The 26,068-nt window shown below is 60.4% G+C and carries 27 protein-coding genes and 1 pseudogene; 12 read left to right on the top strand and 16 right to left on the bottom strand.

Annotated elements, in window-relative coordinates; all coding sequences use genetic code 11:
• Positions 1-61: 61 nt before the first annotated feature.
• From RNZ50_24745 to RNZ50_24725, 5 genes are all read right to left on the bottom strand, one after another.
• Positions 62-1,441 (bottom strand): ISNCY family transposase, encoded by a 1,380-nt coding sequence (locus RNZ50_24745; protein MDT8858178.1) that lies wholly within the window; start codon positions 1,439-1,441, stop codon positions 62-64.
• A 77-nt stretch (positions 1,442-1,518) separates the two neighbouring features.
• Positions 1,519-2,103, bottom strand: a complete 585-nt coding sequence (locus tag RNZ50_24740; protein MDT8858177.1) for a DUF3489 domain-containing protein — start codon at positions 2,101-2,103, stop codon at positions 1,519-1,521.
• Positions 2,093-2,320, bottom strand: coding sequence for a hypothetical protein (locus RNZ50_24735; protein MDT8858176.1), 228 nt, complete (start codon positions 2,318-2,320; stop codon positions 2,093-2,095). The genes RNZ50_24740 and RNZ50_24735 overlap by 11 nt, the downstream gene beginning before the upstream one ends.
• A 94-nt stretch (positions 2,321-2,414) precedes the next feature.
• Positions 2,415-2,705 carry a hypothetical protein gene (locus RNZ50_24730; GenBank protein ID MDT8858175.1) on the bottom strand — a complete coding sequence of 97 codons (291 nt, stop codon included), beginning with the start codon at positions 2,703-2,705 and terminating at the stop codon, positions 2,415-2,417.
• 12 nt (positions 2,706-2,717) lie between these two features.
• Entirely contained in the window at positions 2,718-2,936 is a 219-nt protein-coding gene (locus tag RNZ50_24725) for a hypothetical protein (GenBank protein ID MDT8858174.1), read from the bottom strand.
• A 159-nt stretch (positions 2,937-3,095) separates the two neighbouring features.
• Here RNZ50_24725 and RNZ50_24720 point away from each other — a divergent pair, with 159 nt between their 5' ends.
• From RNZ50_24720 to RNZ50_24665, 12 genes are all read left to right on the top strand, one after another.
• Entirely contained in the window at positions 3,096-3,662 is a 567-nt protein-coding gene (locus RNZ50_24720) for a hypothetical protein (protein MDT8858173.1), read from the top strand.
• Positions 3,610-5,664 carry a phage terminase large subunit family protein gene (locus RNZ50_24715; protein ID MDT8858172.1) on the top strand — a complete coding sequence of 685 codons (2,055 nt, stop codon included), beginning with the start codon at positions 3,610-3,612 and terminating at the stop codon, positions 5,662-5,664. The genes RNZ50_24720 and RNZ50_24715 overlap by 53 nt, the downstream gene beginning before the upstream one ends.
• Before the next feature lie 3 nt (positions 5,665-5,667).
• Positions 5,668-5,877 carry a hypothetical protein gene (locus RNZ50_24710; GenBank protein MDT8858171.1) on the top strand — a complete coding sequence of 70 codons (210 nt, stop codon included), beginning with the start codon at positions 5,668-5,670 and terminating at the stop codon, positions 5,875-5,877.
• Positions 5,877-7,382: a phage portal protein gene (locus RNZ50_24705; GenBank protein ID MDT8858170.1), complete on the top strand. Its 1,506-nt coding sequence runs from the start codon at positions 5,877-5,879 to the stop codon at positions 7,380-7,382. The genes RNZ50_24710 and RNZ50_24705 overlap by 1 nt, the downstream gene beginning before the upstream one ends.
• A complete protein-coding gene (locus RNZ50_24700) occupies positions 7,382-8,842 on the top strand; it encodes a S49 family peptidase (GenBank protein MDT8858169.1) in 1,461 nt (486 codons plus the stop codon). The genes RNZ50_24705 and RNZ50_24700 overlap by 1 nt, the downstream gene beginning before the upstream one ends.
• 97 nt (positions 8,843-8,939) lie before the next feature.
• Complete coding sequence (locus RNZ50_24695) at positions 8,940-9,320, top strand: head decoration protein (protein ID MDT8858168.1); 381 nt, start codon at positions 8,940-8,942, stop codon at positions 9,318-9,320.
• 69 nt (positions 9,321-9,389) lie between these two features.
• Positions 9,390-10,412, top strand: a complete 1,023-nt coding sequence (locus RNZ50_24690; GenBank protein MDT8858167.1) for a major capsid protein — start codon at positions 9,390-9,392, stop codon at positions 10,410-10,412.
• A gap of 10 nt (positions 10,413-10,422) precedes the next feature.
• Positions 10,423-10,734 carry a hypothetical protein gene (locus RNZ50_24685; protein MDT8858166.1) on the top strand — a complete coding sequence of 104 codons (312 nt, stop codon included), beginning with the start codon at positions 10,423-10,425 and terminating at the stop codon, positions 10,732-10,734.
• Positions 10,731-11,282: a DUF6441 family protein gene (locus tag RNZ50_24680; GenBank protein ID MDT8858165.1), complete on the top strand. Its 552-nt coding sequence runs from the start codon at positions 10,731-10,733 to the stop codon at positions 11,280-11,282. The genes RNZ50_24685 and RNZ50_24680 overlap by 4 nt, the downstream gene beginning before the upstream one ends.
• A gap of 68 nt (positions 11,283-11,350) precedes the next feature.
• Complete coding sequence (locus tag RNZ50_24675) at positions 11,351-11,761, top strand: transposase (GenBank protein MDT8858164.1); 411 nt, start codon at positions 11,351-11,353, stop codon at positions 11,759-11,761.
• The gene (gene tnpB / locus RNZ50_24670) at positions 11,758-12,105 is read left to right on the top strand and encodes an IS66 family insertion sequence element accessory protein TnpB (GenBank protein ID MDT8858163.1); all 348 of its coding nucleotides are present in this window, start codon (positions 11,758-11,760) and stop codon (positions 12,103-12,105) included. The genes RNZ50_24675 and tnpB overlap by 4 nt, the downstream gene beginning before the upstream one ends.
• Positions 12,106-12,174: 69 nt before the next feature.
• Positions 12,175-13,695, top strand: coding sequence for an IS66 family transposase (locus RNZ50_24665; protein ID MDT8858162.1), 1,521 nt, complete (start codon positions 12,175-12,177; stop codon positions 13,693-13,695).
• A 183-nt stretch (positions 13,696-13,878) separates the two neighbouring features.
• Here the strand turns inward: RNZ50_24665 and RNZ50_24660 are convergent, their stop codons facing one another.
• The 11 genes and pseudogenes from RNZ50_24660 to RNZ50_24610 all read right to left on the bottom strand — a co-directional run bounded on the left by RNZ50_24660 (position 13,879) and on the right by RNZ50_24610 (position 26,033).
• Positions 13,879-14,145 (bottom strand): HPF/RaiA family ribosome-associated protein, encoded by a 267-nt coding sequence (locus RNZ50_24660; GenBank protein MDT8858161.1) that lies wholly within the window; start codon positions 14,143-14,145, stop codon positions 13,879-13,881.
• Positions 14,146-14,372: 227 nt separating this feature from the next.
• Positions 14,373-15,416, bottom strand: a pseudogene (locus RNZ50_24655) (IS5 family transposase).
• A 228-nt stretch (positions 15,417-15,644) separates the two neighbouring features.
• A complete protein-coding gene (locus RNZ50_24650; protein MDT8858160.1) occupies positions 15,645-16,871 on the bottom strand; it encodes a glycosyltransferase family 4 protein in 1,227 nt (408 codons plus the stop codon).
• Complete coding sequence (locus tag RNZ50_24645; protein MDT8858159.1) at positions 16,868-18,442, bottom strand: alginate lyase family protein; 1,575 nt, start codon at positions 18,440-18,442, stop codon at positions 16,868-16,870. Before RNZ50_24645 ends, RNZ50_24650 begins: the two co-directional genes overlap by 4 nt.
• Positions 18,443-18,507: 65 nt before the next feature.
• Positions 18,508-19,227, bottom strand: coding sequence for a class I SAM-dependent methyltransferase (locus RNZ50_24640; GenBank protein MDT8858158.1), 720 nt, complete (start codon positions 19,225-19,227; stop codon positions 18,508-18,510).
• Positions 19,224-21,341, bottom strand: coding sequence for a bi-domain-containing oxidoreductase (locus tag RNZ50_24635; GenBank protein ID MDT8858157.1), 2,118 nt, complete (start codon positions 21,339-21,341; stop codon positions 19,224-19,226). Before RNZ50_24635 ends, RNZ50_24640 begins: the two co-directional genes overlap by 4 nt.
• Entirely contained in the window at positions 21,338-22,120 is a 783-nt protein-coding gene (locus RNZ50_24630; GenBank protein MDT8858156.1) for an AglZ/HisF2 family acetamidino modification protein, read from the bottom strand. The genes RNZ50_24635 and RNZ50_24630 overlap by 4 nt, the downstream gene beginning before the upstream one ends.
• A gap of 2 nt (positions 22,121-22,122) precedes the next feature.
• Positions 22,123-22,734, bottom strand: coding sequence for an imidazole glycerol phosphate synthase subunit HisH (gene hisH, locus RNZ50_24625; GenBank protein MDT8858155.1), 612 nt, complete (start codon positions 22,732-22,734; stop codon positions 22,123-22,125).
• Positions 22,731-23,867, bottom strand: coding sequence for an N-acetyl sugar amidotransferase (locus tag RNZ50_24620; GenBank protein MDT8858154.1), 1,137 nt, complete (start codon positions 23,865-23,867; stop codon positions 22,731-22,733). Before RNZ50_24620 ends, hisH begins: the two co-directional genes overlap by 4 nt.
• Complete coding sequence (locus RNZ50_24615) at positions 23,864-24,991, bottom strand: glycosyltransferase (protein MDT8858153.1); 1,128 nt, start codon at positions 24,989-24,991, stop codon at positions 23,864-23,866. The genes RNZ50_24620 and RNZ50_24615 overlap by 4 nt, the downstream gene beginning before the upstream one ends.
• Positions 24,984-26,033 carry a glycosyltransferase family 4 protein gene (locus tag RNZ50_24610; GenBank protein MDT8858152.1) on the bottom strand — a complete coding sequence of 350 codons (1,050 nt, stop codon included), beginning with the start codon at positions 26,031-26,033 and terminating at the stop codon, positions 24,984-24,986. The genes RNZ50_24615 and RNZ50_24610 overlap by 8 nt, the downstream gene beginning before the upstream one ends.
• Positions 26,034-26,068: the final 35 nt, after the last annotated feature.

The following is a 26,068-nucleotide window of genomic DNA, read 5'->3' as shown; positions in this document are numbered from 1 at the left end:
GCGCAAAGTAGAAATGTCACCTTGGGCGCTGATGGTAGCGCAGCCTGACAGGGCGTAGACCTCAAATATCGGAGCCTTGGCTGGCTGCGCGTGCCTCTCGTTCTGCGCGCTTGCGGGCGTAGTATGGCTCCATCTTAGACGGGCCTCCAGGTGGGCGTCGCCCCGTCTTCACGTAACCATTCTTAGCGCTTACTGGTTTGATCATCACCTTTGGCGGGGCTTTGTCCTGTTCGGTTTTGATATGTTCAAGAACAGCGCTGAGCCGCTTGTTCTCTGTGATAGCTGCGTGTGTGATCCGGCGTTCAAGGTTTAGGATCGTATGGGGCAGGACAACGCCGTTGGCACGCACCTGAATACGCCCACTGCCATACTCATAGACGTCAACGTATTTGCCAACGAGGCCGCGCGTCAGCTCATTGATCTCCAACTTAATGCGTTTGCGGTCGTACTTCAGCATCAGATCTTTGGTCACATGACGTTGGTCACGCAAACAGAAGACCTCGCTCAGTCGATCCGGTTCGATGTTCAGCGCGCGATGCAGGTCGTTTGACTTGGCAGGGGCCTTTGCAAACTTAGCGTTGAAGCGCTCCGTGAACCCCGGCAGGAATGCGTTGCCTTCATCCATGTTTGAGATGCCTGCAAGGCGCAGCTCTTTCACTAGCCGGTCCTGCAATGTGCGGTTTGCCCGTTCGACGCGACCTTTGGCCTGAGAGCTGTTTGCGCATAGAATCTCGATGTTTAGCTCGGCTAATGCACGCCCAAACTGGGTCATACCGGTCATGTGTTGGTTGGGTTTTGAGACGCGGAACACCGTGTGTTTGTCACTGTAAAACGCAACGGGGCGACCGTGTTTAAGCAGGTAGCTCTCCAGCGCGGTGAAGTAGCTGAACGTGCTTTCCGATTGAACAAACCGCAGCTCCATCAACATGCTGGTCGCGTCATCAATGAAGACAAGCAGAGTGCAAGGACTGGCCCGATCCTCGAACCAGCGATGATCAGAACCGTCGATTTGAACCAGCTCGCCAAAGCATTCCCGTCGTGATCTGGGCTGATGGAATGTCCGCCGTTGTTTGCGCGACAGCCATAAACCATCGTCGGTCATCCACTTGCGCAGCGTCTCGCGAGAGACCTTGAATCCGTGGTGATCCGCCAACATCTCAGTGGCCAATGTCGGCCCAAAATCTGCGTAGTTCTCTTTGACCAGAGCCACAGCATAGTCACGCTTCGCCTGATGGATCTTGTTGTTCGGAGCTTTGCCGCGGGCTTTGTGGCGGATCGCAGGCGCGCCTTCGGTTCGGTATCGCTTCAGCAACCGAAACAATTGCCGCTTCGTGACATCCAACATGTTCGCGCCGTTCTGAACGCTCAAACGCCCGTCATCGACCTGCGCCAACACCTCAATGCGATTTAACTCGCGCTCGCTCATCATCACCCATCCCATGTCCGATCTCCCGTTGCTCGTTTGAACAAGAGAGTGACATTCCTGAATTGCACAGGGGTGACATTATCGCTTTGCGGCTACACAGCACCTGACGCATAATTTGCCAATCGGTAAACGCGCCCGCGCCGATCATCTTTTGAGGATGCAATGACCAGCCCCAGTCTCTTCTTCAGGGTACCGGAGATCGCTCCCCTGACAGTGTGACCCATCCACTGAGTAACGACTGAGAGTTCTTCGACGGTAGCGCCTTCCGGGCGGGACAGCATGTCGATCATTGCGGCATGCTTGGTACCGGTGCGCGGTGTGCGCGCCTTTGGCCCGGGCGTGTCGGTCGCTACGGGACCGGAACCCCAAGGCTCGATCCCGATGACCTTGAGGCCTGCTGCGGTTGCGATCAACGTGGTGCCCTGGCCATCGCCGGTCTCGCGCCAAAGCGGTTCACACTGGCGCAGGTTGGCGTCGACCTCTTGCAGCCAACCGTGTGCGATCATCTTGGTGACAGCCATCTTCGCCGCCGCACCATGAAGCCCTTTGGGCAGCGGCAGAGCGATGTTGTCGGGGCGCTGGGCCCCGGCGCTGAGGATAATAGTTTGGGTGTCGGTGAGTTTTGTCAAAGCGGGGTCCTGTTTGATTTGGTGGCGCTGGGTGGGATCAAGCGACATGTTCGCCCTCCTTGAAGGCGCGGTCAGTAATCCGGCGCAGCAGGCTGGCGTAGTGGTTTAGGGTCCCGACATCGCCCCAGTTAATCTCGTCGGCGTGGGTGTTGAAATGGCCGTCACTCAGGGCCTGCAGCCGCTCCAGCATTGCGTCGATCTGGAGCTTGGTTGTCATGAAAGCGTCTAAGGCTTTGGAATTGTCGGTGGCACGGCGGGTGGTCATGGCGGGCTCCTTGGGGTGAATTACATCGTTTCCTGTGACAACCATCGCTCTGGAGCTGAGATTGTCGTAGGTAAATCAAAGCAATCTTATGGCTTTATAATTGTCGATCCTGAGGGGTCAGATTGACCCACGCCCCACCTTGCCAAACATAGAGGTGGGACATCTCGCAGGTGGGTCGATCGAGACTGCGCGGCGCGCGCGGCGGATCAAAACAATTCAGCGCGTCCGGTTTGACTTGCCGGATTTCTTGAGCGGCGAGGATGTCATTGGACGTCCAATGCGCGAGGGCTGGCAGCATGTGCGAGGGATAGCCATCGTAATGGACATAGATATGCGCCCATGCGTCGGGCCCGGTCTGAATGGCAATTTGCGCGCGGGTGCTCATGGTTGGCCTTCCTCAGATCAGCTGCAAGCTGGCCAGCACTGTGCTGGCAGCTGCAAGCTGGGTGGTCGGCAGCTCAATCTTGAGATGGTAAATAACGTCTGAGGCCTCAGCGTTGATCCCGCTCTCGCGCAACGCGGCTTCAATGGCCTCGGCGACAGCGTTTGGGCGCGAGCGGTCGAACTGGTCTGGCAGAACAGCGTGATCGATGCGGATGGTGGTGGTGGCGGTCATAATATTGCTCTTTCAGGGTTGGGTTGGGTTGGGGTGTGGCGGCGGTGCGCAATGCATCCGTTTCTTGAAACCATGCATCGCTCTATCGCGGAGTGTAATCAACTCAAATAATTACTTTTTCTCGTTTATATACAATATGTTGAGGATCATCAAAGCGCCATGGAAGGTATGTCTGAACGCGCCTATGCCGACCATTCCAAGCTCTCGCGCGGAGCCGTGCAAAAAGCACGTAAAACCGGACGGTTGGTTCTGTTTGCAGACGGGTCGATCAATGCTGCCGCTTCAAATGCGCGGCGCGGGGCTATGACCGATCCCGACCAACAGATGCGCGCACGGGGTGGATTTGGTGGGGCTGGTGGAAGCAACGCAGATACCGGCAGCATCTCTGGTCCGGGCGACAGCACGTCCTATCTGAAAGCCCGCACGGCGCTGACGGTCTACCAAGCGCAGGAACGCCAGCTGTCACTGCAAAAGAAAAAGGGAACTCTGGTCGATCGCGCCCGGGCAGAGGCGCTGGTGTTTCGCCTGGCCCGTCAAGAGCGGGATGTCTGGGTCACCTGGCCCACCCGCGTGGCAGCCCTGATGGCCGCACAATTATCCGCAGAGATGGAGAAGGCGCAGGGCACACCCGTGACGATCGAAACTGCGATCCTGCAAAGGGTGCTGGAAACCCATGTCCGAGAGCAGCTTACCGCCCTCGCAGACCTCAGGGTCTCGCTTGCATGAGGGTGATCATGATCACAGCCTGAACGACGGCGATCTAACCGAGGGGCTCGACCTCGGCTTTGATGGCGCTGAGGATATCCTGCGCATCTGGCGTCAGGGGATGCGGCCCGATCCAGACCTGACGGTATCGGAATGGGCCGATGCGCATCGCAAACTATCGTCCCGCGCCTCCGCAGAACCCGGGCAATACCGCACGGCGCGCACGCCCTATCTGCGCGAGATCATGGACGCGCTGTCGCCGTGCCACCCGGCGCAGCGGATCAGCTTCATGAAAGCCGCTCAGGTTGGGGCCACAGAAGCAGGCAACAACTGGATCGGCTTTGTCATTCACCACGCGCCCGGGCCAATGCTCGCCGTGCTACCCACTCTGGAGATGGCAAAACGCACCTCGCGGGGTCGGATTGATCCGCTGATCGAGGACAGCCCGGCGCTGCGGGAAAAGGTGAGCCCGGCCCGCTCGCGGGACGCGGGCAATTCGATGCTGTCAAAGGAATTCCCTGGCGGTATTCTGGTGTTGACCGGGGCAAACTCGGCCACTGGCCTGCGCTCAATGCCCGCGCGGTATGTGTTTTTGGATGAGGTTGACGCCTATCCGGCCTCCGCAGACGAGGAAGGCGATCCGGTCACGCTGGCCGAGGCTCGAACGACGACCTTTGCGCATCGCCGCAAGGTGTTCATGGTCTCGACCCCGACGATCCGGGGGCTGTCGCGTATCGAGCGGGAATTTGAGGCCTCTGTTCGGCGGCGTTATTTTGTGCCCTGCCCGCATTGCGACCATCGGCAATGGCTGCAGTTCGAGCGGCTGCGCTGGGACAAGGGGCAGCCAGAAACGGCCATGTATCATTGCGCAGGCTGCGAGAAGCCCATCGCCGAGCATCACAAGACCGAACTGCTCGCACGCGGTGAGTGGCGCGCCACCGCTGTGTCAGCCAACCCGAACGCGATCGGGTTCCACCTCTCGGCGCTTTATTCGCCGATTGGCTGGAAAAGCTGGGAACAGATCGCCCGTGACTGGCTGGCGGCCCAAGGATCCGACGAGATGCTGCGCGCGGCGCGCAACACCCTGCTGGGTGAAACATGGGTCGAGAGTGGCGACGCACCGGAATGGCAGCGCCTCGCAGATCGGCGCGAGACGTTCGTGGCCCAGATCCCAGCGCGGGGACTGTTTCTGACCGCTGGGGCGGACGTGCAGAAGGATCGCATCGAGGTCGATGTTTGGGCCTGGGGCCGTGGCCTGGAAAGTTGGCTTGTCGATCACGTCGTGATCTCTGGCGGGCCAGATGATCCCGCGTGCTGGGACAAACTGACGGCACTTTTGGGCAAAACTTGGGTGCATGAACACGGTGCGGTCATGCCCCTGGCAAAGCTGGCAATCGACACCGGGTATGAAACGGCAGCCGTCTACGCTTGGGCCCGCATCCAAGGCATCGCACAGGTGGCTCCTGTCAAAGGCATGGAAGGCTTCAACCGCACAACGCCGGTCTCAGGGCCGACCTTCGTTGATGCGACCGTGAATGGACGAAAGCTCAAGCGCGGCGCACGGCTCTGGACGGTGGCCACGGCGACCTTCAAGGCGGAGACCTATCGCTATCTCCGGCTGGAGCGGCCCAATGATGAAGACCGCGCCAGTGGCGTGTCAAATCCAGCGGGCACGATCCACCTGCCGGACTGGGCTGACAGCGAATGGCTAAAGCAGCTGGTGGCCGAGCAGCTCGTCACGATCCGTAACAAGCGGGGCTACGCGCGCCAGGAATGGCAAAAGATGCGCGAACGCAATGAGGCGCTGGACGCCCGGGTGTACGCCCGGGCCGCTGTCTGGATCCTCGGTGCTGACCGCTTCGATGAACGGATGTGGCGGCAGCTCGAGAAACAGGCCGGGGTTGAGACGATCACGGCGGCCGCCAAAGCCGACACTGACACACCGTCCGAGCCTCAAGCCGGAAGGATTGCCGCCCCCCGCAAGCGCGGTTGGCGGGTAAGCACGCCAAAATACATGGAATGACCTATGACCCTCGATGATCTCAAATCCCGCCACAGCGCGTTGCTGGCGGCGCGGTACAGCGGCACGCGCTCTGTGAGCTATGATGGCAAGACCCTGACCTATGGCACCGACGCTGAATTGGCGGCCGCTGTCTTCGATATCGAACGGCGCATCGCAAAGGCCGAGCGCGGCGCTGGGCGCATCTCTCGCCCCCATGCCGTAAAGGACCTGTGATGAACTGGCGGCAGCGTCTCGGGGCCTTTGTCGGTGGCTTTGATGCAGGCCAGCATCACCGCCGTCTGCGCGGATTCCAGGCGACGCGCGCGCATGTGAATGCGCTGATCGCGGCGTCAGGGCCCGATATCACTGCACGCGCCCGCTGGTTGGTGCGCAACAACGGCTATGCGGCCAATGCTGTTGAAAGCTGGGCTGCAAATACCGTGGGCGATGGGATCAAACCGATCTCGCAGATTGCAGACGCAGCGCACAAGGAAGAGCTGCAGCGCCTTTGGTTGGCCTGGACGGATGAGGCTGACAGCGAAGGTCTGACCGATTTCTACGGGCTCCAGCGCCGCGCGGCGCGAGAGGTCTTCCTTGCGGGCGAGGTGTTCTTTCGCTTTCGCCCACGGCGCGCGGGCGACGGCCTGAGCGTGCCCGTCCAGCTGCAGATGCTGCCCGCCGAAATGCTACCATTGGAACTGACCAGCGTTTCCGCTGCTGGCAATGCCATCCGCCAAGGCATCGAGTTCGACCGGATCGGGCGGCGCGTGGCCTACCATTTCTTTCGCCGCCACCCGGGCGACAGCACCGATCCGGGGCTTGCAGGGGAAATCGTGCGGGTGCCTGCCTCTGAGGTGATCCATGTGATTGACCCGGTCGAAGGCGGCCAGCTGCGCGGGGTCTCAAAGCTGGCACCCGCCATCGTGAAATTGTTTCTGCTCGACCAGTATGACGATGCCGAGCTGGACCGCAAAAAGGTGGCGGCGATGTATGCGATGTTCGTCACCTCGCCCGCGCCAGAAAACCCCCTGCTGCCGTCCGAGGATGACGACATGCTGGGCGGGTTTGAGATCAGCCCCGGCCAGGTCGTGCGTTTGGATCCAGGCGAAGATGTGACCGTGGGCCAGCCTGCAGATTCAGGGGCAACCTACGAGCCGTTCCAATACCGCACGCTGCTGCAGGTCGCCTCGGCGCTGGGCATTCCTTATCCTTATCTGACCAATGACATGGTGAAGGGGAACTTCTCGAACTCGCGCTTGGCGCTGATAGAATTTAGACGCCGCGTCTCGGCCTGGCAGCACTCGGTGATGGTCTATCAGCTGTGCCGACCGATTTATGCGCGCTGGATGGATGCCGCCGTAATGTCCGGCGCACTGGACCTTCCCGGCTATGAGGCCGACCGGTCACGCCTGCTGGCGGCCAACTGGCTACCCACCAAGTGGGATTGGGTCGATCCCCTGAAGGATGCCAATGCCGAGATTGCTCAGATCGAGGCAGGCCTCAAATCGCGTAGCCAAGCCATCGCTGAGCGTGGCTACGACGCAGAACAGGTCGACCGCGAAATCGCGGCTGAGCGCGCACGCGAGCGATTACTCGGCCTCGACTTTCGCCGCCCCGGCTCGCCCGCACAAGGTGTACAGGCTTTGACGGGCCCGGATGGGGACGAAGACGACGACACCGACCAGACAGATGAAACCGATGACGCGGGCCGCCCGCGCAACCCTGAGGACCAGACCTGATGTTCCACGCCCGCATTGCTGCGCGCGCCTTCAATACGCCGCTGCTGGTTGAGCCCTCCAAAGCCATGGCGTTTTTGTCCGGTCTTGGGCCACGCATCCTTGGGCGCCAAGTCGAAACGCTGGATCAAGGCTTCGCGTTGGAAAGCACCCCCATGCCAACAGCGCGCGCCAGTATTCTGGCGGGTGGCCTTGCCGAGGGCTTTGGCCAGCATAGTGACGCCCTGTACCCAGTCGTTGATGGCATCGCCGTGATCGAGATCTCCGGCGTGCTGATCCACCGCGGGGGCTGGATTGGACAGTCCTCGGGCCAGACCAGCTATGAGGGGATCACTGCCCAAATCGAGGCGGCGGCCACTGATCCTTCCGTGCGCGGCCTTGCGTTGGAAATTGACAGTTTTGGGGGTGAAGTTGCGGGGGTATTTGACCTTGCAGATCGCATTCGTGCGGTTCGCGCCACCAAACCCGTCTGGGCCTTTGTGGCTGAACACGCCTTCTCAGCCGGGTACGCGCTGGCCAGCCAGGCCGACCGCATCTTGCTGCCCCGCACCGGAGCCGTCGGCAGCATCGGCGTTGTCGTCATGCATGCTGATCTCAGCGGTCAGCTGGATCAAGACGGGGTGCGCGTTACGCTGATCCATGCAGGATCCCACAAGGTGGATGCCAATCCCTACGCGCCCCTGCCTGACGCAGTCCATAATGACATCCAGCGTGAAATCGATGTGCTGCGGTTCCTCTTTACTGAGACCGTCGCGGCGGGGCGCGCGGGACGGTTGAGCCAGGAGGCCGCCATCGCGACCGAAGCCGCCACCTACCGCGGGGCAGACGCCGTCGCCGCAGGTCTCGCCGATGAGGTCATCGATATGCAGCGCGGCTTTGCCGCCTTCCGGCAGCGCGTGGCAAACAACCCAACCCTCGCACCCGCGCACGCAAGGCGCGTGGCAGCACCCCATTCCCGCAAACCAACCCAACCGAAAGAGAAGGCACACATGGCCAACGGAACAGATAACCCAAACAGCAATACGGAAAATAATCAGGAAGATACCCTGCTTGAGGATGCTGCCGATGAGGCAGCAATCCCGCAGGATGGCCATTCCGATGCCGCTGATGATCAACCTGCCATCCCGGCCACGCCACCTGCGGCACCTGTACCGGCTGTCTCAGCCAAAGCGCAGCCGGGCAATCTGGCCGCGCTATCGGCACAACTGCGCGAGGCGGCGGCGGAGGTCGCCGAGATTGCGGCACAGGCCGGACGGCTTGGCATCGCCATTGATGCAGCAAAGGCGATGCGCGATGGCACCACGCCCGAGGCTTTGCGCTCACTGGTGTTGCAGCGCGCGGCCGCTGCAGCCGATGCGCGCGATATCGTGGCGGCACCGCTCTCACCTGTGCTTCCCAAGGCTGCGGAAAGTCCAATTGTTGCCGCCGCAAAACGCGCGGCCTCCGCAGGTGCAAAGGGCTGAGCCTCACTCTCACCTCTGACACCCTGCCACCTGATCCCCCGCTGCACCTGCCCGGCGGGGGATTTCTGTATCCCCCCTGATCACAAGGATCCCCGACATGACCGTCCTGACCCAGCCGCCCACCATGGGCGATGTCCTCAAGTACGAGGTCAACCCGAACTACACCCGCGAGACCATCACGCTGCTGGCCGGCATGCCCTATCCGGTCGGCTCGGTCTTGGGCCGCATCACAGCCAGCGCCAAATACAAGCTGGCCACCAGCGGCGGCACCGATGGCGCGCAGACAGCTAGCGCCGTTCTGCTCTACGCCGTCGACGCCACACTGGCCGATGCGACGGGCATCGTCGTCGCGCGCGGCCCTGCCATCGTCTCGCGGGCGGCGCTCGCATACGACGCCACCGTCGATGACGCTGCCAAGATCACCACCAAAATCAGCCAATTAGCAGCTGCCGGGATCCTTGCGCGCGACACCGCCTGATCTTACCAGCCGCGCGCCAATTGTTTGGCACGGCCAGCCTTTATTCCCCTCTTTCCCCAGGAGTCCCCCATGACCATCACCCGCAACCCATTTGACGTGGGCGGCTATTCGCTGGCCGAGATGACGCAGGCCATCAACATTCTGCCCAACCTCTACACCCGCCTCGGCCAGATCGGCCTGTTCCGCTTTGAGGGCGTCAGCCAGCGCTCCATCGTCATCGAACAGCGAGAGGGTGTGCTGAGCCTGCTGCCCTCGGTGCCGCTCGGCGCGCCCGCCACCGTCGGCAACCGCGAGGCCCGCTCGATGCGCTCCTTTGCCCTGCCGTGGATCCCGCATGACGACGTGATCCTGCCCGCCGACGTCCAGGGGATGCCCGCGCTCGGCCTCTCGGATGCCACCGATCCGCTGGTCGAGGTGATGAACCGCAAACTGACGCTGATGCGTCGCAAGCACGCCCAGACCCGCGAATACATGGAGATGAATGCGCTGCGCGGCATCGTGAAGGATGGCGCTGGCACCACGCTTTACAACTACTTCTCCGAATTCGGGCTTGATCAGATCTCGGTCGACTTTGTTTTTGGAACCGCTGGCACCAACATCCAAGGCAAAGTCCGCACCACCCTGCGCGCCATCGAGGACAATCTGATGGGCGAGACCATGACCACCGCACACGCGCTGGTCAGCTCCGAGTTCTTCGACAAGCTGATCAGCCACCCCAAGACAGAGGACGCCTACAAATTCTTCTCGGCCACCGGCGGCCAGCCCCTGCGCGAAGACATGCGCCGGGCTTTCCCCTTTGCGGGCGTGCTCTTTGAAGAATACAACGGCTCGGTCACGCTCTCGAGCGGCACCGCTGAACGGCTGATCCCGACCGGCGAGGGCATCGCCTTTCCGATGGGCACATTCGATACCTTCACCACCTATGGCGGACCCGCGAACCTGTTGGAAACCGCCAACACTATCGGCCTGCCGCTCTATGCCCGCCAGATGATGGACGCAAAGGGCCGCTGGATCGACCTGATGACGGAAGGATCGATCCTGCCGGTCAACAAGCGCCCGCGCCTTGCGATCCGGCTCGTCAGCGCCAACTGAGGGGTAGCCCATGTCCGTGTTTATCGCTGCCATCGACAACGTCTTCTGCGATCCCAACATCGCCCGAGATGCGGTCTATGTCGCCGACGGTGGAACACCCGTCCTCGTCCGCGTGGTCCTGCGCCGCCCGGACGACATCACTGCGTTCGGCGACGCGCGTCTGTGGTCGGAAACCACCCGCATTGACCTTCGCGTGGCTGAGGTCCCCAATCCGCGACCCGGCGAACGGATCGAGATCAATTCCGAGGCCTTCGTCATTCAGGGCGAGCCGGTTCGCGACCGCGAGCGGCTCGTCTGGACCTTGAATTTGTGTCCGGCATGAAACTGAAGCTCGCCATTGATCCAGACATCGTCGCCATGATGGCGGCCGAGGTTGCCGCAGGGGAACGCGCAGTCACGGCCGCCATGCGCGAGGCCGGAACGGGCCTGAAATCCGCCTGGCGGACGCAGATCACCGGCGCCGGGCTGGGTACCAGGCTTGCCAATTCTATCCGGCTCGCCAGCTTTCCGAAGTCTGGCGACAGTCTGAACGCGGCGGCCCTCATCTGGTCCAAGGCCCCGGTGATCATCGGCGCGCATGACACGGGCCCGCTGATCCGGTCCAAGAACGGGTTCTGGCTGGCGATCCCCACCCCAGCGGCGGGCAAATCCACCCGAGGCGGCCGCATCACCCCCGGTGAATGGGAACGCCGCGCTGGGTTGCGGCTGCGGTTCATCTACCGTCGTCGCGGACCGAGCCTGCTGGTGGCTGAAGGACGGCTGAATACGAAAGGTCGCGCTGTGGCGAGCAAGTCAAAAACCGGGCGCGGCGTGGCAACCGTGCCGATCTTTCTGCTGGTGCCGCAGGTCAAGCGTATCCGTCCGGTCTGACCGCCCTGCCTGCGTGATAGAGTGGGTGATAGTGTCCACCATCGATAGTGGACATCTTGAGGTTAGTTATGGCGGGGAAGAAGGGTCTGAAGAAGCGGGTCTGGTCTGACGACGAGAAGCGGTTGATTTGTGAACAAACGCTGACGCCGCGTGTTTCGGTTGCACAGGTTGCGCGACGGTATTCGATGAATGCTAACCTGATTTTCAAATGGCTGAAGGATCCTCGATTTGCACCGCCGGGCAGCGTGCCAGCGCCTGAGGACGCAGCCCTTGAGGGTGTTTTTCTTCCGGTTGAGATTGCTGCATCCCCGATGGAGGGTGTTGCTGCAACACCGTCGCACAGGGCAGCGGCAGGTCTCGGCGCTGCGGTTTCAGCACAGCGCGTGGACATCACCCTGTCGGACGGTCGCCGGGTTCTTGTGGAAGGTCCAACGGCGCTGTCGGCAGTTCTGGGTCTTGTGCAGGGGCTGATGGCATGATCCCGGTTCCGAGCAACACGCGGGTTTGGCTGGCCGCTGGCGTGACGGACATGCGGCGCGGGTTTAACACGCTGGCGGCGCAAACCGAGCGGGTGCTGGCCGAGGATCCATATTCGGGGCATCTGTTTGTCTTCCGTGGCCGCCGTGGTGATCTGCTGAAGATCATCTGGTGGGATGTGCAGGGAGCATGCCTGTTTATGAAGCGGCTTGAGCGGGGCCGGTTTGTCTGGCCTGCAGCGAAGGACGGCAAGGTGAGCGTGACCGCGGCACAGTTGGCGATGCTTCTGGAGGGGATAGATTGGCGCATGCCGCGTAGGACCTGGCGTCCGCTGCAGGTGGGGTAAGTCAATAAAACATGGGATTTGGAGCATTTTTGTGTTCCGATCTTGGGGACATTCCAGTATATTTGGCGCATGCTGGACGCCCTCAAATCGCTACCTGATGACCCTTCAGAGCTGAAGGGATTGGTCTTCCAGATGGGTGAGCACATCAAGTCGCAGGCCTACCAGATCGAGAAGCTGAAGAAGGAACTGGCGGCACATCGGAAAGCCCGTTTCGGGGCCAAGTCCGAGAGTCTGGATCAGCTGGCTTTCGATCTGCAGGAAGACACCGAGATTGAAGCGGCCGCCGAGGCACAAAAGACAGCATCCAAAGATGGAGCGGATGAGACCACCCCAGCCAAGCGCTCTCACAATCGCGCTCCGCTGCCTGACCACCTTGAGCGCCAGGAAGAGATACTCTCGCCCGGCAACGCCTGCGGCAATTGCGGTGGTAAGCTCAAGCAACTCGGCGAAGATGTCACCGAAGAGTTGGAATACGTCCCCGGCCACTTCGTTGTGAAGCGGATCGTGCGCCCCCGCATGACCTGCACCTGCTGCGAGGCTTTCGCCCAGGCCGAGTTGCCTTCGCGCCCGATCACGCGCGGACGCCCCGGTCCTGGCCTGCTCGCCCATGTGCTGGTCAGCAAATATTGCGATCACCTGCCATTATATCGTCAGTCCGGGATCTATGCCCGGGACAAGGTTGATCTGCATCGTTCCACGCTGACCGATTGGGTGGGCCGTTCTACGGCGCTGATGGAACCCTTGGCCAACCACATCGGCAAACTGGCGCGGGCCGGACCAGCGCTGTTCGCCGATGACACGCCCGTTAAAATGCAAACCAAGGGCAAGACAAAAAAGACCCAAACCGCCCGGCTGTGGAGCTATGTGCGTGACGAACGCCCATGGCAGGGACAGGCACCGCCCTGCGCGTGGTATCAGTTCAGCGTGGATCGTAAGGGGGAACATCCGGTCAGCCATTTGTCTGGTTACAAAGGGGTCGTGCATGCGGACGGCTATACCGGCTTCAACGGTCTGTTCGGGGACGGCAAGGCCCGCGAGCAGGCCTGCATGGTTCATGTGCGCCGCAAATTTGTCGAGGTCTTTGAGCGCGAAGGCTCTGCCATTGCCGAGGAAGCGATCAAACGGATCGCTGCCCTTTATGCAGTGGAAAAAGAGGCGCGCTACAAGCCTGCTGAAGAGCGCGTTGCCCTGCGGCTGGAAAAGGCAAAGCCGGTCTTCGACAATCTCGAAGTCTGGCTGCAGCTGCAATTGCCCAAGATCTCCGGCAAATCGTCGCTGGCCGAGGCTATCCGCTATGCGCTCGGTCGCATGCCCAAGGCCCGGGCCTATCTTGAAAACGGCCAGCTCGAGCTGGACAACAACATCTGTGAGCGATCAATTCGGCCGGTGACTCTCGGCCGCAAAAACTATCTCTTCATGGGATCAAAGGGCGGCGGTGAAGCTGCGGCCATAGCCTACACGCTCATCGAAACCGCCCGCATGAACAAGGTAGATCCCGAAGCCTGGCTTCGCTGGGTTCTCGAGCGCGTTGCAGACCACAAGATGACCCGCCTCGAAGAACTCATGCCATGGAACTGGGCTGCCGAATAAGTCAACACCAGTCAGACCGGACGCTTACGGTCAAGCTGCGCAAACGGCTGGATCTGGCGCGGGACGCAGAGCGTGCGGTGGACGGCGTACCGGGACTGATCGTGGCCAATTGGGTAGAGGGTCGGCGATGAATGGTGACGACGACGATTGGCAAAGCCGGATCGCCTACGTCATCAGTGAGCCTCAGCGCCGATCCAGCTTGCCGAATTCGCTGTCCAGCAGGGAGCGGATCTTTTTCGCCGCACCGCGCAGGGCTGCGTCTACATTGGCGTCATTGTGGGTGACGGTCTGCGGCTGCATTCCATCCGGACGTGCCTCAACGGTGCAGCGAATATCGTCGGACCCGCCTTTGGCACCGTTTACATCGGCCAGATGGACCTCGATCCCGGACAGCCGGTCGGACAGGTGTCCCAGCGCCGAAGTGACAACTGTCTCGGCCTCTTCTGCCAAGTTATCATTCCCTTGAATATTGGAATCTGTATTCAGGGCACCTCGATTTTTGACTGTTTTCGCGGCAACGGCATAGCAGGTTTCTCCTGAAGCGCGTCAGCGACCTTCAGTTGACCGATTGTTGCCTTGGGTTTGATGATGTGCTGCCCATTTCGCTTCGCGGACCTTCGTTTCAGGGCCGTTTTTCGCGATGCGGAGCATGATCTGCGTCTTTGGCCAACCGTTTTTCACACCGGATGCGGGTTGATGCGACCCAGTTGGCCGAGGCGGCGCATGTTGTAGGCGAGGTTCTTCATCCCGATCTTGGCCTTGGCCCGAACCAGGCCAATCGTGCGCACGAGGGTGCCACCCATGTCGTTGGCCTGCGCGCCGAAGATATGCTCGACTCGGACCCGCACGGTGGATTTGGTCCGGTTGCTGCCCTTGGCCTGTTCGGTCAGCGGCTTGCCGCGCTTGCCCTTGCGGTGGATGTGGCTTTTCAGCTTGCGGTCGCGCAGCTTGGCCTCCATCTCTTCGGACCGATAAGCTGAATCCGCCCATACGCCCGAACCGGTATTGCCCTGCATCAGCAGATGATCCACCGCCTGGCTGTCATGCACAGAGGCGTCGCTGACGTGGTAGCGCCGGACCAGCTTGTGCATGCGGTCCACATTCACGTGGTTCTTGTAGCCGTAATGGCTCTTGCCGTGCTTTTTGGTCCAGCGCGCGTCCACGTCCTTCTGCGCCAGTTTTGCGGGCTTATCTGCCCAATCCTCGGGCACTTCGCCCCTCTTGATAGCGGCGTTTTCATCGCGCGTGTTGTGATTGCGCGGCACCGGCACGATGGAGGCATCCAGGATCTGCCCGCCCCGCGCAATGTAGCCCCGCCGCGCCAGATGACCGTCGAACAACCCAAACAGTTCCTCCACCTTACCGGCCTGCGCCAGCGCATCGCGATACAGCCATACCGTCTTGGCGTCGGGAACCCGGTCCCCGAGGCCAAGCCCCAGAAACCGCATGAACGAAAGCCTGTCGCGAACCTAATATTCGATCTGGTCGTCGGAAAGGTTGTAAAGCGCGCTCAGAACCAGCGTCTTGAACATCAGAACTGCGTCCATCGGCTTGCGCCCGGCGCGGGACTTGCGGTCCGCGTCCGACTTGCGCCAGGCCCGCTCCAATGCAGGGCGGAACTCCTCCCACGGAACGACAGCGTCAATCTCGACCAGCGGATCCTTCTTGGCGTCCAGGCTTGCATAACGGTCCGAAAGATCGAAAAAACCCATCTGCGCCATCGTTGCATCTCCACTGCCGGTTCACTGTCTCACCATACCGCAATGTGGGGGGTGGGGCAATTTATAGAGGTGCCCTATAGTCGCAGACGTCGATGCCCGGAAAAAGCGCCTCCAGCTTGTCCCTGTTCCGCCCGGCCAGAAGCAGCGAACAGCCCCGCGCCCTCAGTCGCTCGACTAGCTCGCGCCCAACGAACCCTGTGGCTCCAGTAATCACGATCTTCTTCTGGGTCACAAGGAATCTCCTATCAAAGAAGGCACTGCTTCGGTCAATTTACGTCCTTCCGGCACGGTCGCCAGAATATCGGCGGCCATTTCGGCCATAATCGTGGTTCGGGCATATGCCTTGCAGAAATCACCCCGATCGGGTGTTTCCGACTGTGCCAGCAGGCTCAGAGCTGCCTTTGCCATCGCGTCTGCGTCGCAGGGCGCAAACACGGCCGCATTGGGCACTTCCTTACGCAGAAAATCGGCGGCGTAACCCGCCACACCCGCAAGGATTGGTTTCCCGGTGGCAGCGTATTCAAATATCTTTGAGGGCAAGACCTTGCGGAACGCGTCGAGGTCGTTGAGGTGCAGGAACAGGATGTCCGCTTCGCAATAGTGCGCGAGCAACTGGTCGCGCGCCACAGGCGGCAGGACTTCGACATTGGTGATATCCTGCGCCCTGAGCGCGGCTTCAAGATCCAGCCGTTTCCCGCCGCCCCCGATCAAGCGAAAGCGCACCCGACCTTCTAGTGCCTTGGCCGCTTGGGGCAGGATGCGGTGCAGGCCTTGACCTTCGCCCATGTTCCCCGCGTAGAGAAGCAGGGGAAGTGCGTGACGCGTTTCAGACCTTTCAAAATCTTCCGACAGGAACAAGTCGTCGATCCCGTTGGTGAAGCACCGGATTGGAACCTTTGGTGCGATAGCGCGCAGATGCGGGATAAACCCTTCGGAGACGACGTTGATCTGTCCAGCCCTCCAGAACGCCTGTCGCTCGATGCGCCGGAAGACGGGCAGGAGCATCTTCAGCGGGCTTCCAACCAACAACTCGTCCATGTTCAACGTGAACAGATCGCGGATGTCGAGATAGAGTGGGCCCCGCATCCGGCGCGCGACATGAGCTCCCAACCCGGCTGTCATCAGCCGTGAAGACGTAGCGAAGACCAGATCCCACCGCTGTCCGCTTGTAAGCCTGCGGACCCCGATTGCATAATGTGCATAGCTGCGTGCCTGATCGGCCATGCCACCCTTGTGGGCCGGCAGCTCGATCCGGTGGATGCGCAGCCACCCCCTGTCTTCAAACAAGGGGGCTTCGGCCTTCAAGCTTGCATAGCGGTTAGGGCGTGTGGTGATCAGGTCGACTTCCAAACCTTTTTCGCGCCAGTTCTCTAATGCCTCGATCAATGCCTGCATGCGGAACGAACCTGCGCTGAGGTCCGGTGTGAAATAGTTGGTCAGGATTAGAAGTTTCATGCAGCCCTCCACCGAAAACACGTGCGAAATTTGCAGGGCAGCTCCAGTTCGGCGCAGACCCGGATTGCCTGCGTCTGCAGCTGCATGCCGAATTGCGGATGCCAGCTTGATGGGACAATGTAGACGCTGCCGCCCTCAGATGTAAAGGTCAGGATGTCTTCTCCATTGTCGGCGTTCAGGTCGAAACTGTTGGGCGCAGAGCGTACGACGTGGAGATCCGGTGCTAGAAAAAATCGCACATCAACCCGATGCAGCCCTGTCCCCGCGACCCTGTCTGTCACGATCAGCCCGTCTGGAGCCAAGTGCCATTCGCGACGATGCACCGGATTTCCGGGCATGTGGCTATAGCCATCATGCGCGGCGCGCGCGAGCAACGCCGCGTCGTCGTTCCTGACGTCGATATCGAAGGGGCGGGCGCGGCGGCCGACGCGAAATCCGGCCCATGTTTCGGACGAATCCTCGCCATCGATCATCAGCGTCGAGTGCGCCGCCGTGCCCCGCTGACGCAGGCGTTCCGGCCCGGTTCCGTAGACCGAAGTGCCGGAATTCACGATGATTCGTTGCCCGCGCACTGACAGCTCGAAGCTGAGCGTGTCGGCATGGGCATGGCCGGGCAGATAATCGGGGCCGATGCGGGCAAGGTCGGCGATCAGCACGGCGGGCCCCGCCGACAGGCGCGCATAGCCTGACGCCGCGAGGTGGCACAGCGCACCCGGGTCTTTAGGGCGGGCGAAACCCAGCCGCCCGGCATAGTCAAAAAGCTGTTGCTGATCGGGTGCGATGCCAATTGCGGCGTCGTTGAAAAAGGCTATGTCACCATCCGGGTGGGTCATTGCGCCCAGCCAGTCCAGCATTGACGCAACCCGAGCGCTCCAGGCCTGCGCCAGATCGTTGCGCCCGAAAGCGCGGGCGATGTTGACCAGATCGAGCATGTCTTCTACAGAAAGCGCGTGATACATCGGGCTCAGTTCGAACTGCCCGCCATCGGGCAGAAGCTGTTCGGGGATTTCCTTGGCGAGAATACGGGTGCCGGTGTCGAGCCAGCGCGCAGCCTCGCGCCATTCGAAATAAAGCCCCGCGAAGACAAGTGCCTTGGCATTGGCGAACAGATGGTTGCCCAGCAGGTGCCATTCCATCCGCCGCGTCAGCCAGCGGGCCTGAATTGCGAGACTCTGGATGGCTTCTTGGCTCGGGGCGTTGCCTGCAAGAGCCCATTTCACCCAGTTCACAATCCGGAGCGACGTTGGATAGGGCTCCCACCCCGTCCCGCGTCCGGGCGGGTTGGCCGTGATCCAGTCGGCGATCAGCGGCTGGTGCCAGCCTGCCCGTTCCGGCGCCCCCATGGCATTGAGGTCGTCGAAATAATGCTGGTTGTAGCGCCAGAGCTTGGCCTTGGCGGGGCCATCCCAGCCGTGCTCGGGCAGGCTCCCGGCCTCGTTGAGGAAATGAAAGGCGCCGGGGCCGGTCAGGCTCGGCAGCCGCCGCGCCGGTGCGCACCAGGGTCCCGACACGAGACGCAGCGGCGGGGCTGGCGCCAGATCGGGCCGCGGTCGTGCCAGCCGGAACCACACCCGGCCATAAACCTGGACCGGGCGCAGGTGACGGATCGTCCGCCAAAGGCGCAAAATCCTGCCCATCAACAGTGGTTCGGCTTGATCACCGTCACAATCATCAGGATTCGAAAACGAGCAAGAAAAGGAAAGGCATTTACTATCCGCTCGTAGGCAATACCAACGAAATAGGTCAACGCAACAAATCGAAGATACTCCGGACGCCCTTCGATCATTTCGATAGCCTCGACCTGAAGGCCCGTCGAGGCAGCGATCCGGTTGACCTGTGATGCTGAGTTGCAAAGATAAAGGGTTGGAAACGTGTCGATCTCATTTCGCCCGCGCAAGCGGTTTATCCATTGATGAAAGCGATGCGGTGTTGCGCGCGCGATAACCGGCATGTAATGGTTGCGGTTAGGAGTCTTGAACAACAATTTCCCGCCTGGGCGCAGGACGCGCGCAATTTCTGTAAAGACCTGTTCCGGTTGGTCAAGATGCTCCATGACATTGTCGGCAAAGACGATGTCAAAACTTCCGTCCGGATAAGGAATTCGATCCGCATCGGCGACCAGTCCTTCATCAAGAAACGGATTGACCGTCACACGAGGATCGAGATCAACACCACAGACTCGTTCGGCCAGCCCTCGAAAGTTCATGGTTTCAACGATACCAGCTCCGGCGCCAAGATCCAGCACGCGAACGCGCGGCCCCACCACTGTAAGTAGCTTCCGACGGAAAAGCCAATCGTCCCAATTGCGCTCGAATTCCGGATAAAACTTTCGGTCGATGGCTGCAACGAAGTTCATCGCCTCGTCTCCTGTGCAATTTCGATAGAGACCCGCGATATCTCGATAATTTCGTTTTGCGGTATTGGTTGCGCATGGCCTTCGCGCAAGCACCTGAGGACGACCGCGACAAATACTTTCGTCCCCTTGTCCTGCCGCCAAAGGTTCATCTTCGAGAACCCCGCCCATCCCCAGCCACGCAGCTTAAGGAAGTTGTCAAGTTGCAGGACACGCCCGGCGGCAAAGACTTCGATCCGTTCCTTGGGAAAGCCCTTATCGCCATTCGCCAGATAATGGATCGTCGCAACCGAGCCTTCGGCAAATTCGAGCATCACGCTGACCTTGTCGTCGCGGATGGCGATCGCAGAGTGCTGTCCAAGCGCGACGGTGTGGTGCCGAACGATCGGATGCCCGACAAGATGGCGGGCAAGGTCGATGAAATGGCACGCTTCGCCAAGGATGCGCCCGCCGCCGACGGCCGGATCCTGCGTCCAGTGATCTGCTTGAATGTCGCCGGCATTGACGGTGATGATCACGCTTTTGGGCACGTCGAGCGGTGCCAGCAGCGCCTTCATCTTCACCACCTGCGGCGCAAATCGGCGGTTGAAACCGACCATCAGTTGCTGGTCCGGCCGCTGTGCGATTTCGGCTTCGATGCCGGACAATTCGTCGAGCGTCAGGCAGAGCGGTTTTTCACAGAATACATGCTTACCGGCGCACAAGGCTGCCAGAACCTGACCGGCATGGGCATCGTGGCGGGTCGCAATCACGATCGTGTCGATGTCGGGGTTGTCCAGTACCGCCGCCATCTCGGTCGAAGCCTCTGCAAACCCGAACTTCTTGCCGAAATGAACGGCACTGACCCCGCCGCCGCTTACAATGGTGTGCAATTTGGCGCCTGCCGCCTTGAAGGCCGGGATCAGCACCCGCCCCGCATAATTTCCCGCACCCAGAAACCCGACGACGCCCTTGCCGCTTGCGGGTGCGGAAGCGCCCAGAGGAATCCTGCGAACGGGCGCAGACCCGGTCGGGGGCAGGGGATAGGTCAGCAAGATACCCATCGACGGCTCGCCAGAGGTCAACTGTGCCATCGCCTTGCCGCCCTCGTCAATCGCGAAGCGATGTGTGATCAGTGGGGCCACATCCAGCGCGCCCGCAGCCATCAGATCGAGCACGGCCTCGAAATTTCGCTGCTCGGTCCAGCGCACGAAGCCGATGGGATAATCCTGCCCGCCGTCTTCATAGGCCGGGTCATAACGCCCCGGCCCATAGGAGCACGAGACCTGAAAGATGAGTTCCTTTTCATAGAAATCGGCGCGGCTCAGTTCCAGCCCGACCACCCCGACCAATACGATACGCCCACGCTTTCGGCACATATGGGCCGCCTGGGCGACCGGTTCGTTGCTTTTCGTCGACGCCGTGATGATCACAGCATCCACACCCGCGCCGCGTGAAAAGGCGGCGGCGCGTGCCAGAACGTCTTCGCCAGCACCCGGGTTCACGGTTTGCGCCCCAAACGCGCGCGCCAGTTCCAGCCGTGCCGGGTCAAAGTCGATTCCCAGCACCCGGCAGCCCTGCGCGCGCAACATTTGCACGGTCAGCAAGCCGATCAGACCAAGGCCGGTGACCACAACACATTCGCCCAGCGTAGGTTGCGCCAGCCGTATACCTTGCAGCCCGATGGCTGCCAGAACGGTAAAGCTCGCAGCCTCGTCCGACACGTTGTCAGGGATCCGGGCGCACAGGTTTTGCGGCACCACCACGATTTCCGCATGTTTGCCGTTCGAGACGACCCGGTCGCCCGGCTCGAACCCCTCGGCCCGCGCCTCGATCACCCGGCCGACGTTGCAATACCCCAGCGCCAGCGGCTGGTCGAGCTTGGAGCGCACGGCATCGAGCGTCGCGGCCACCCCATCGGTGCGGGCCTTTTCGAGAACCTGCTTCACCTTGTCAGGCTGCGACCGCGCTTTCTGGATCAGGTTGCCCTTTCCAAATGCCACCAACATACGCTCGGTTCCGGCAGATACGAGGCTGATCGATGTCTGCATCAAAACCTGACCCCCGCCGCATAGGGGTGCGGGAACCTCGGCGACAGTCGTCGTGCCGTCCTTGAGCGATTGCAGGAGTTGTTTCAAAGCGACCACCCGGCGCGTGCAAGCAGCGCAGATTTTTCGTCGGCATTCGGATAATTGATCAACACGGCTCGATACTTTCCTTTGAAAACAAACAGGCTTCCGGCGGCTGCGCCAATGATGCCCTCGGCCCGCCATAATGCTGCTACATGGTCAAGGGAACCTGCCCCGCCAAGGATGGTCATCGGCAGGCTGGTTTCGCGCCGAAGCCTATCGACGAGGTCGAGGTCGTAGCCCTCCATCATGCCGTCCCGATCGACATTGTTGATCACGATTTCGCCGGCGCCGCGCGCCGTTGCCTCGCGCACGAAAGCGGCAGGGTCAAGCCCGGTCTTGCGGGTGGCGTTGTGGGTGACGATCTCGGGGTGGCGTAAAAGGCCGCCCTTGCGGATGTCGACGACGACAACCACGCTTTGCGAGCCTACCCGCTGCGCCGCCTCTTCGATCAGCGCGGGTCGGGCAAGTGCTGCCGCAGAAAGCGCAACCTTTTCCACACCGAGGCCGATGATACGCTCGATCTGCTCGACCGTGCTGACCCCGCCGCCATAGCACAAAGGCATGCGACATTCGTTCGCCAGATTGGCGATCATCCGGTAATCAGGTTCGCGCCCTTTCGGTGTGGCGTCGATGTCGATCACCATCAACTCGTCCACCATCTTTTCATTGAAGATACGCACGGCATTGATCGGATCGCCGACGTATTTCGGTTCACCGAATTGACGGGTCTTCACCAGACCAAGGCTCTGGATCAGAAGGCAGGCAATGAGGCGGGGGCGCAACATGGTCAGGCCCCGGCAAAGTTGCGAAGAAATTGCACGCCCCAGTCGTGGCTCTTTTCCGGGTGGAACTGCGTTGCCCAGATATTCCCGCGCCGCAGCGCCGAGGCAAAGCGGACGCCATACTGGGTCCGGGCGGCCACATGAGCGTCGTCAACGGGGCAGAAATAATAGGAATGCAGGAAGTAGAAGCGTGGGTTCTGAATGCCCGCAAAGATGGCGGCCTCGCCTTCGGGGTCGATGTCGTTCCAGCCCATATGCGGCAGATGGGTGCGGTCGTTGAACCATTCATCGCGGAAACGCTCGACTTGGCCCGGTATCCAGCCGAGCCCGGCGGAAGACCCCTCGTCGCTGCCGTCGGCCATGATCTGCATACCGACGCAAACCCCGAGGACCGGCACGCCTTCGTCCAGAACACGGGCGCGCAAGGGCTCGACCATATCCGAAGCCGTCAGTCGCGCCATTGCCCAGTCGAAAGCCCCGACACCCGGAAGGATCAGCCGATCAGCAGCGAGCAGCTCTGCTGCAGTCCGCACAGGCATGGCCGCGATGCCAAGGCGGCGGTAGATGTTCTCGAAAGCCCGGACATTGCCAAGGCCATAGTCGACGATCCCGATCATCGCTTGCCCCCACGCTCCAGCCCGAGTGCCCGCATGACCCGTGCACCGGCCCGGTAGATTTCTTCCTGATTGCGGTAATCCCTGTAGGTTTCCCTGGGAAGCGCCATGTAACCCATCAGGTCATCGACGCTGATATCCAGCTTGTTTGCGACGAATTCGATCTCCTGACCGATGGCTTGCGCATCATAGGATGGTTTGGCCAGTTCGGCCAGCGCCTCGTCGCGCGTCATCTGCCCGGTGACGATAAGGCTGGAGAACTGCACCTTGCGAACGTCATAGCCAAAGCGCTCTGGCAACCAGTAACTTTCGTAGAACTGGGTAAAGCGCGACTCAAAGTGCTTTTGCGGATAGGGCTGCCAGCCGAAACGGTCCATCAACAATTGGCGGGCCTCGGTCTTGATGTAGGGCATGGAGTTGAGCGGCCGAAGCACGCTGATGCGGCGCACATACGGCAGCCAGACCTTGTGCCACAGAATCGACGTCAGCGCGAAGTTTTGCAATGGCCGTTCCCCGAATTGGCGATGTATGTCGCGGATCTGGCGTGAATCCGATTGGAAATACATCCATTCCATCGGATTGCGGATACACTCGGTCGAATAGTTCGCGCCGGTCAGGATGTGCTTGACGCCATGTTGGGTCGCGAATTTATACATTGTCGCAAAAAAGGAATGATCCTGCGGCGTGTCGATATGCGACACACCCGAGCGGAAGAAGGCCCGCTGAAGGTCTTTCATCTCTTCCCAGTCGATTACCTCGGTAAAGAGGTCGAGGCCCAGCCCGTCCACCAGCCGTTCAATATTGTTGACGGCGATCTGCGAATTCCACCCGGCGTCGACATGAAACACCAGTGGCCGCAAACCCAAGAGTTCCTTGGCGGCATAGACCAGATAGGAACTGTCGATCCCACCGCTCATGCCGATGATGCAATCGAAATCCTTGCCCTTGCCAGCGGCGCGAATGGTCTCGACCATGCGATCCAGTTCTGCGCGGCCCTTTTCGCCGGTGTTCCAGTTGGGCTGGACTTGAGTGTAGAAAGTGTTGCAATGGTCGCAGACACCGTTTTCGTCGAACACGATTGCGCTGTCGGTCGTATCCATCACGCAGTTGGTGCAGATTTTGTGAGTTTCGGTCACTTACTGTTTCCCAAGGTAGTTATGAAGGCCTTCGAAAAGGCTTGATATGCGTCTTGCCAGGTCGGCATGCGGGAAAGCAAGACGCTTGCTAGGTCGACGCGTCGATTGCGTTCAGCAACGTCGTCGCGCGTTTGCCGGACCCGGTCGAGAATCTCCACCGGGTCGTTGGGATCGAAGTAGAACGCGGAGTTTTGACATACCGCCTCGGCAAACGGAAGGCGGCTCGTAAGGACCGGGCGGCGGTGAAACATCGCCTCAATGTAAGTGCCCGAGAAGGATTCAAGCAGCGTAGGCAGTAGCAGCCCGTCAGTTTGCCGATAGAGGCTTGGAACGTGCTTCATTGGCACCGATCCGAGGTTCACGATGATGTCGGTAAACCCGAACTTCTCAACATCTGCCAAAAACTGTCGCGCCCCCTCACCGTCGTCGGGCGAGATCGTTGTCACGATCTTCACATCTTCGCCTGCGGCCCTGATCCGCTCTGCGACCGGAAGAAAGACCTCGATGTTCTTGTGCGAGTAGTACCGGCTCAGGCAAAGAAGCTTGTAACCCGAGCCCAAGGCGAAATCGTGATCGCTGCCCCCGTCGAGGTTGTCGAGCGATACCGCATTGGGGACCACCTGAACCGCATCGCAGCCGTAGATCCTGTGCAGACGGTCGGCGATCACGCCGTTTTGAGCAATCACAAGATCTACATACGGTAGCAGCCACCGGAAGAAGAACAATTTGGCGCGACGCACCAGCCGATCGCGTCGGGTAGACAATTGCAACGCAGGGGATTCCGGAAACGCGGCATAGGCCCAGTCGAACAGGAACACCTGCGGCCGTCGTGTTCCAAGCGGCACATCGGCAAGGTTGAAAATCAGATCGCAGCCCATGCGCCGGGCGAGACGAGGCAGAACAGTGATGCTGGCCAAGGGTACGAGCGTGGTGATGCTCCAGTGGGCCAGTGGCACGAGACAGACGCGTTCGTTGGCATATTCGCGGTAAGAGTCGGCATCAGGCACAACGACAACAAAGGTAAAATCGTCTTTGGCGTCACGAGCAATCTTTAGGAAATTAGTGAGAATGCTCCGCCCGCCACCACTTTTTGCGCTGATCCCATTGACGAAAACCTTAGGCACTGGCTGATTCTCTCCAGGTTATTGCCCGCTCGAAATTCTCTACCATATTCTCGACCGTCGCTTCCCGCGAATAATACTGATACGCTTCCTTTCCCAGTTTACGGGCATAGTCTGGAGATTCGATCAATTTGCGCAAGGCCGCCTCAAGAGACTCCGGGTCGTCGCTACAGACGATGCCGTTTATTTTGTGAGCAATGTTGTTCTTTTCTCCTCCGGAAATGGCATTCTTCTTCGTCACAAACGGAACACCAAAAGCCATGCTTTGAAGTACCGCGAGGCCTGCCTGGCCAAACGACACGGATGCCAATGCCTCGGAATAATACCGCGCCAGCTTCTCAGGGTCCTCAATCCTTCCGACAAGTTCGACGCTTTCGGCCATCTTGAGCGAGTCGATCAGATCTAGAAGACGTTCTTTCTCCGAGCCATCACCGATCAGTGTATACATGAGGCTTTCTCCGGTTTCGTCCCGGATCTTCTTCAAGACACGTATAGTCACATCATTCTGCTTGCGTGCATCGAGTGAACCGACATTGATGAACCGGTTCTTCACCGGATGCAGGTAGCTTTCGACACGATCAGACACATGAAAAGTGTTGTTTGCCACGAAAAGTCGATCATCGGCGGGCAACAGAGGTTCAAACGAGCTACGGGTCTGGTTGTCGTAGAACACGATCGGATTGCTGCGCCGCGCGATCATGAGCTTCAGGCGCAGTGCGGTCTTGCTGCGCCCCTGGTCGAGGCCCCACCATACCCAATTCACCTTGCGGTCATGGGAGAACATCGCGCGGACTGAATTGAGCCACCGCATGTCAAACATGGCGATGACGGTTCTGGGGCGAAGCTCGGAGATTAATTGGTCAAGATCCTGCTGCAACCTAAAGGGGCCCAGCACGCGCATTGGCAGAAGCACTTCGGAAAAACGGTCACCCTGACCTTTCGTCTGCGCCCCGGAGTGAACGACCGTCACTTCGTCGAGTGAACAAAGTGCATTAAAAAACTCTCGCCGATAGTGCGGCAGTTGTCCCTGGACTACCAGGATCATCGTGACACCAGCTTGCCGCAGAGGGCTTTTCTTCG

The organism is Paracoccaceae bacterium Fryx2, from assembly GCA_032334235.1.
In the GTDB taxonomy this organism is placed as follows: Bacteria; Pseudomonadota; Alphaproteobacteria; order Rhodobacterales; family Rhodobacteraceae; genus JAVSGI01.
This window is presented reverse-complemented; position numbering and strand designations above follow the sequence as displayed.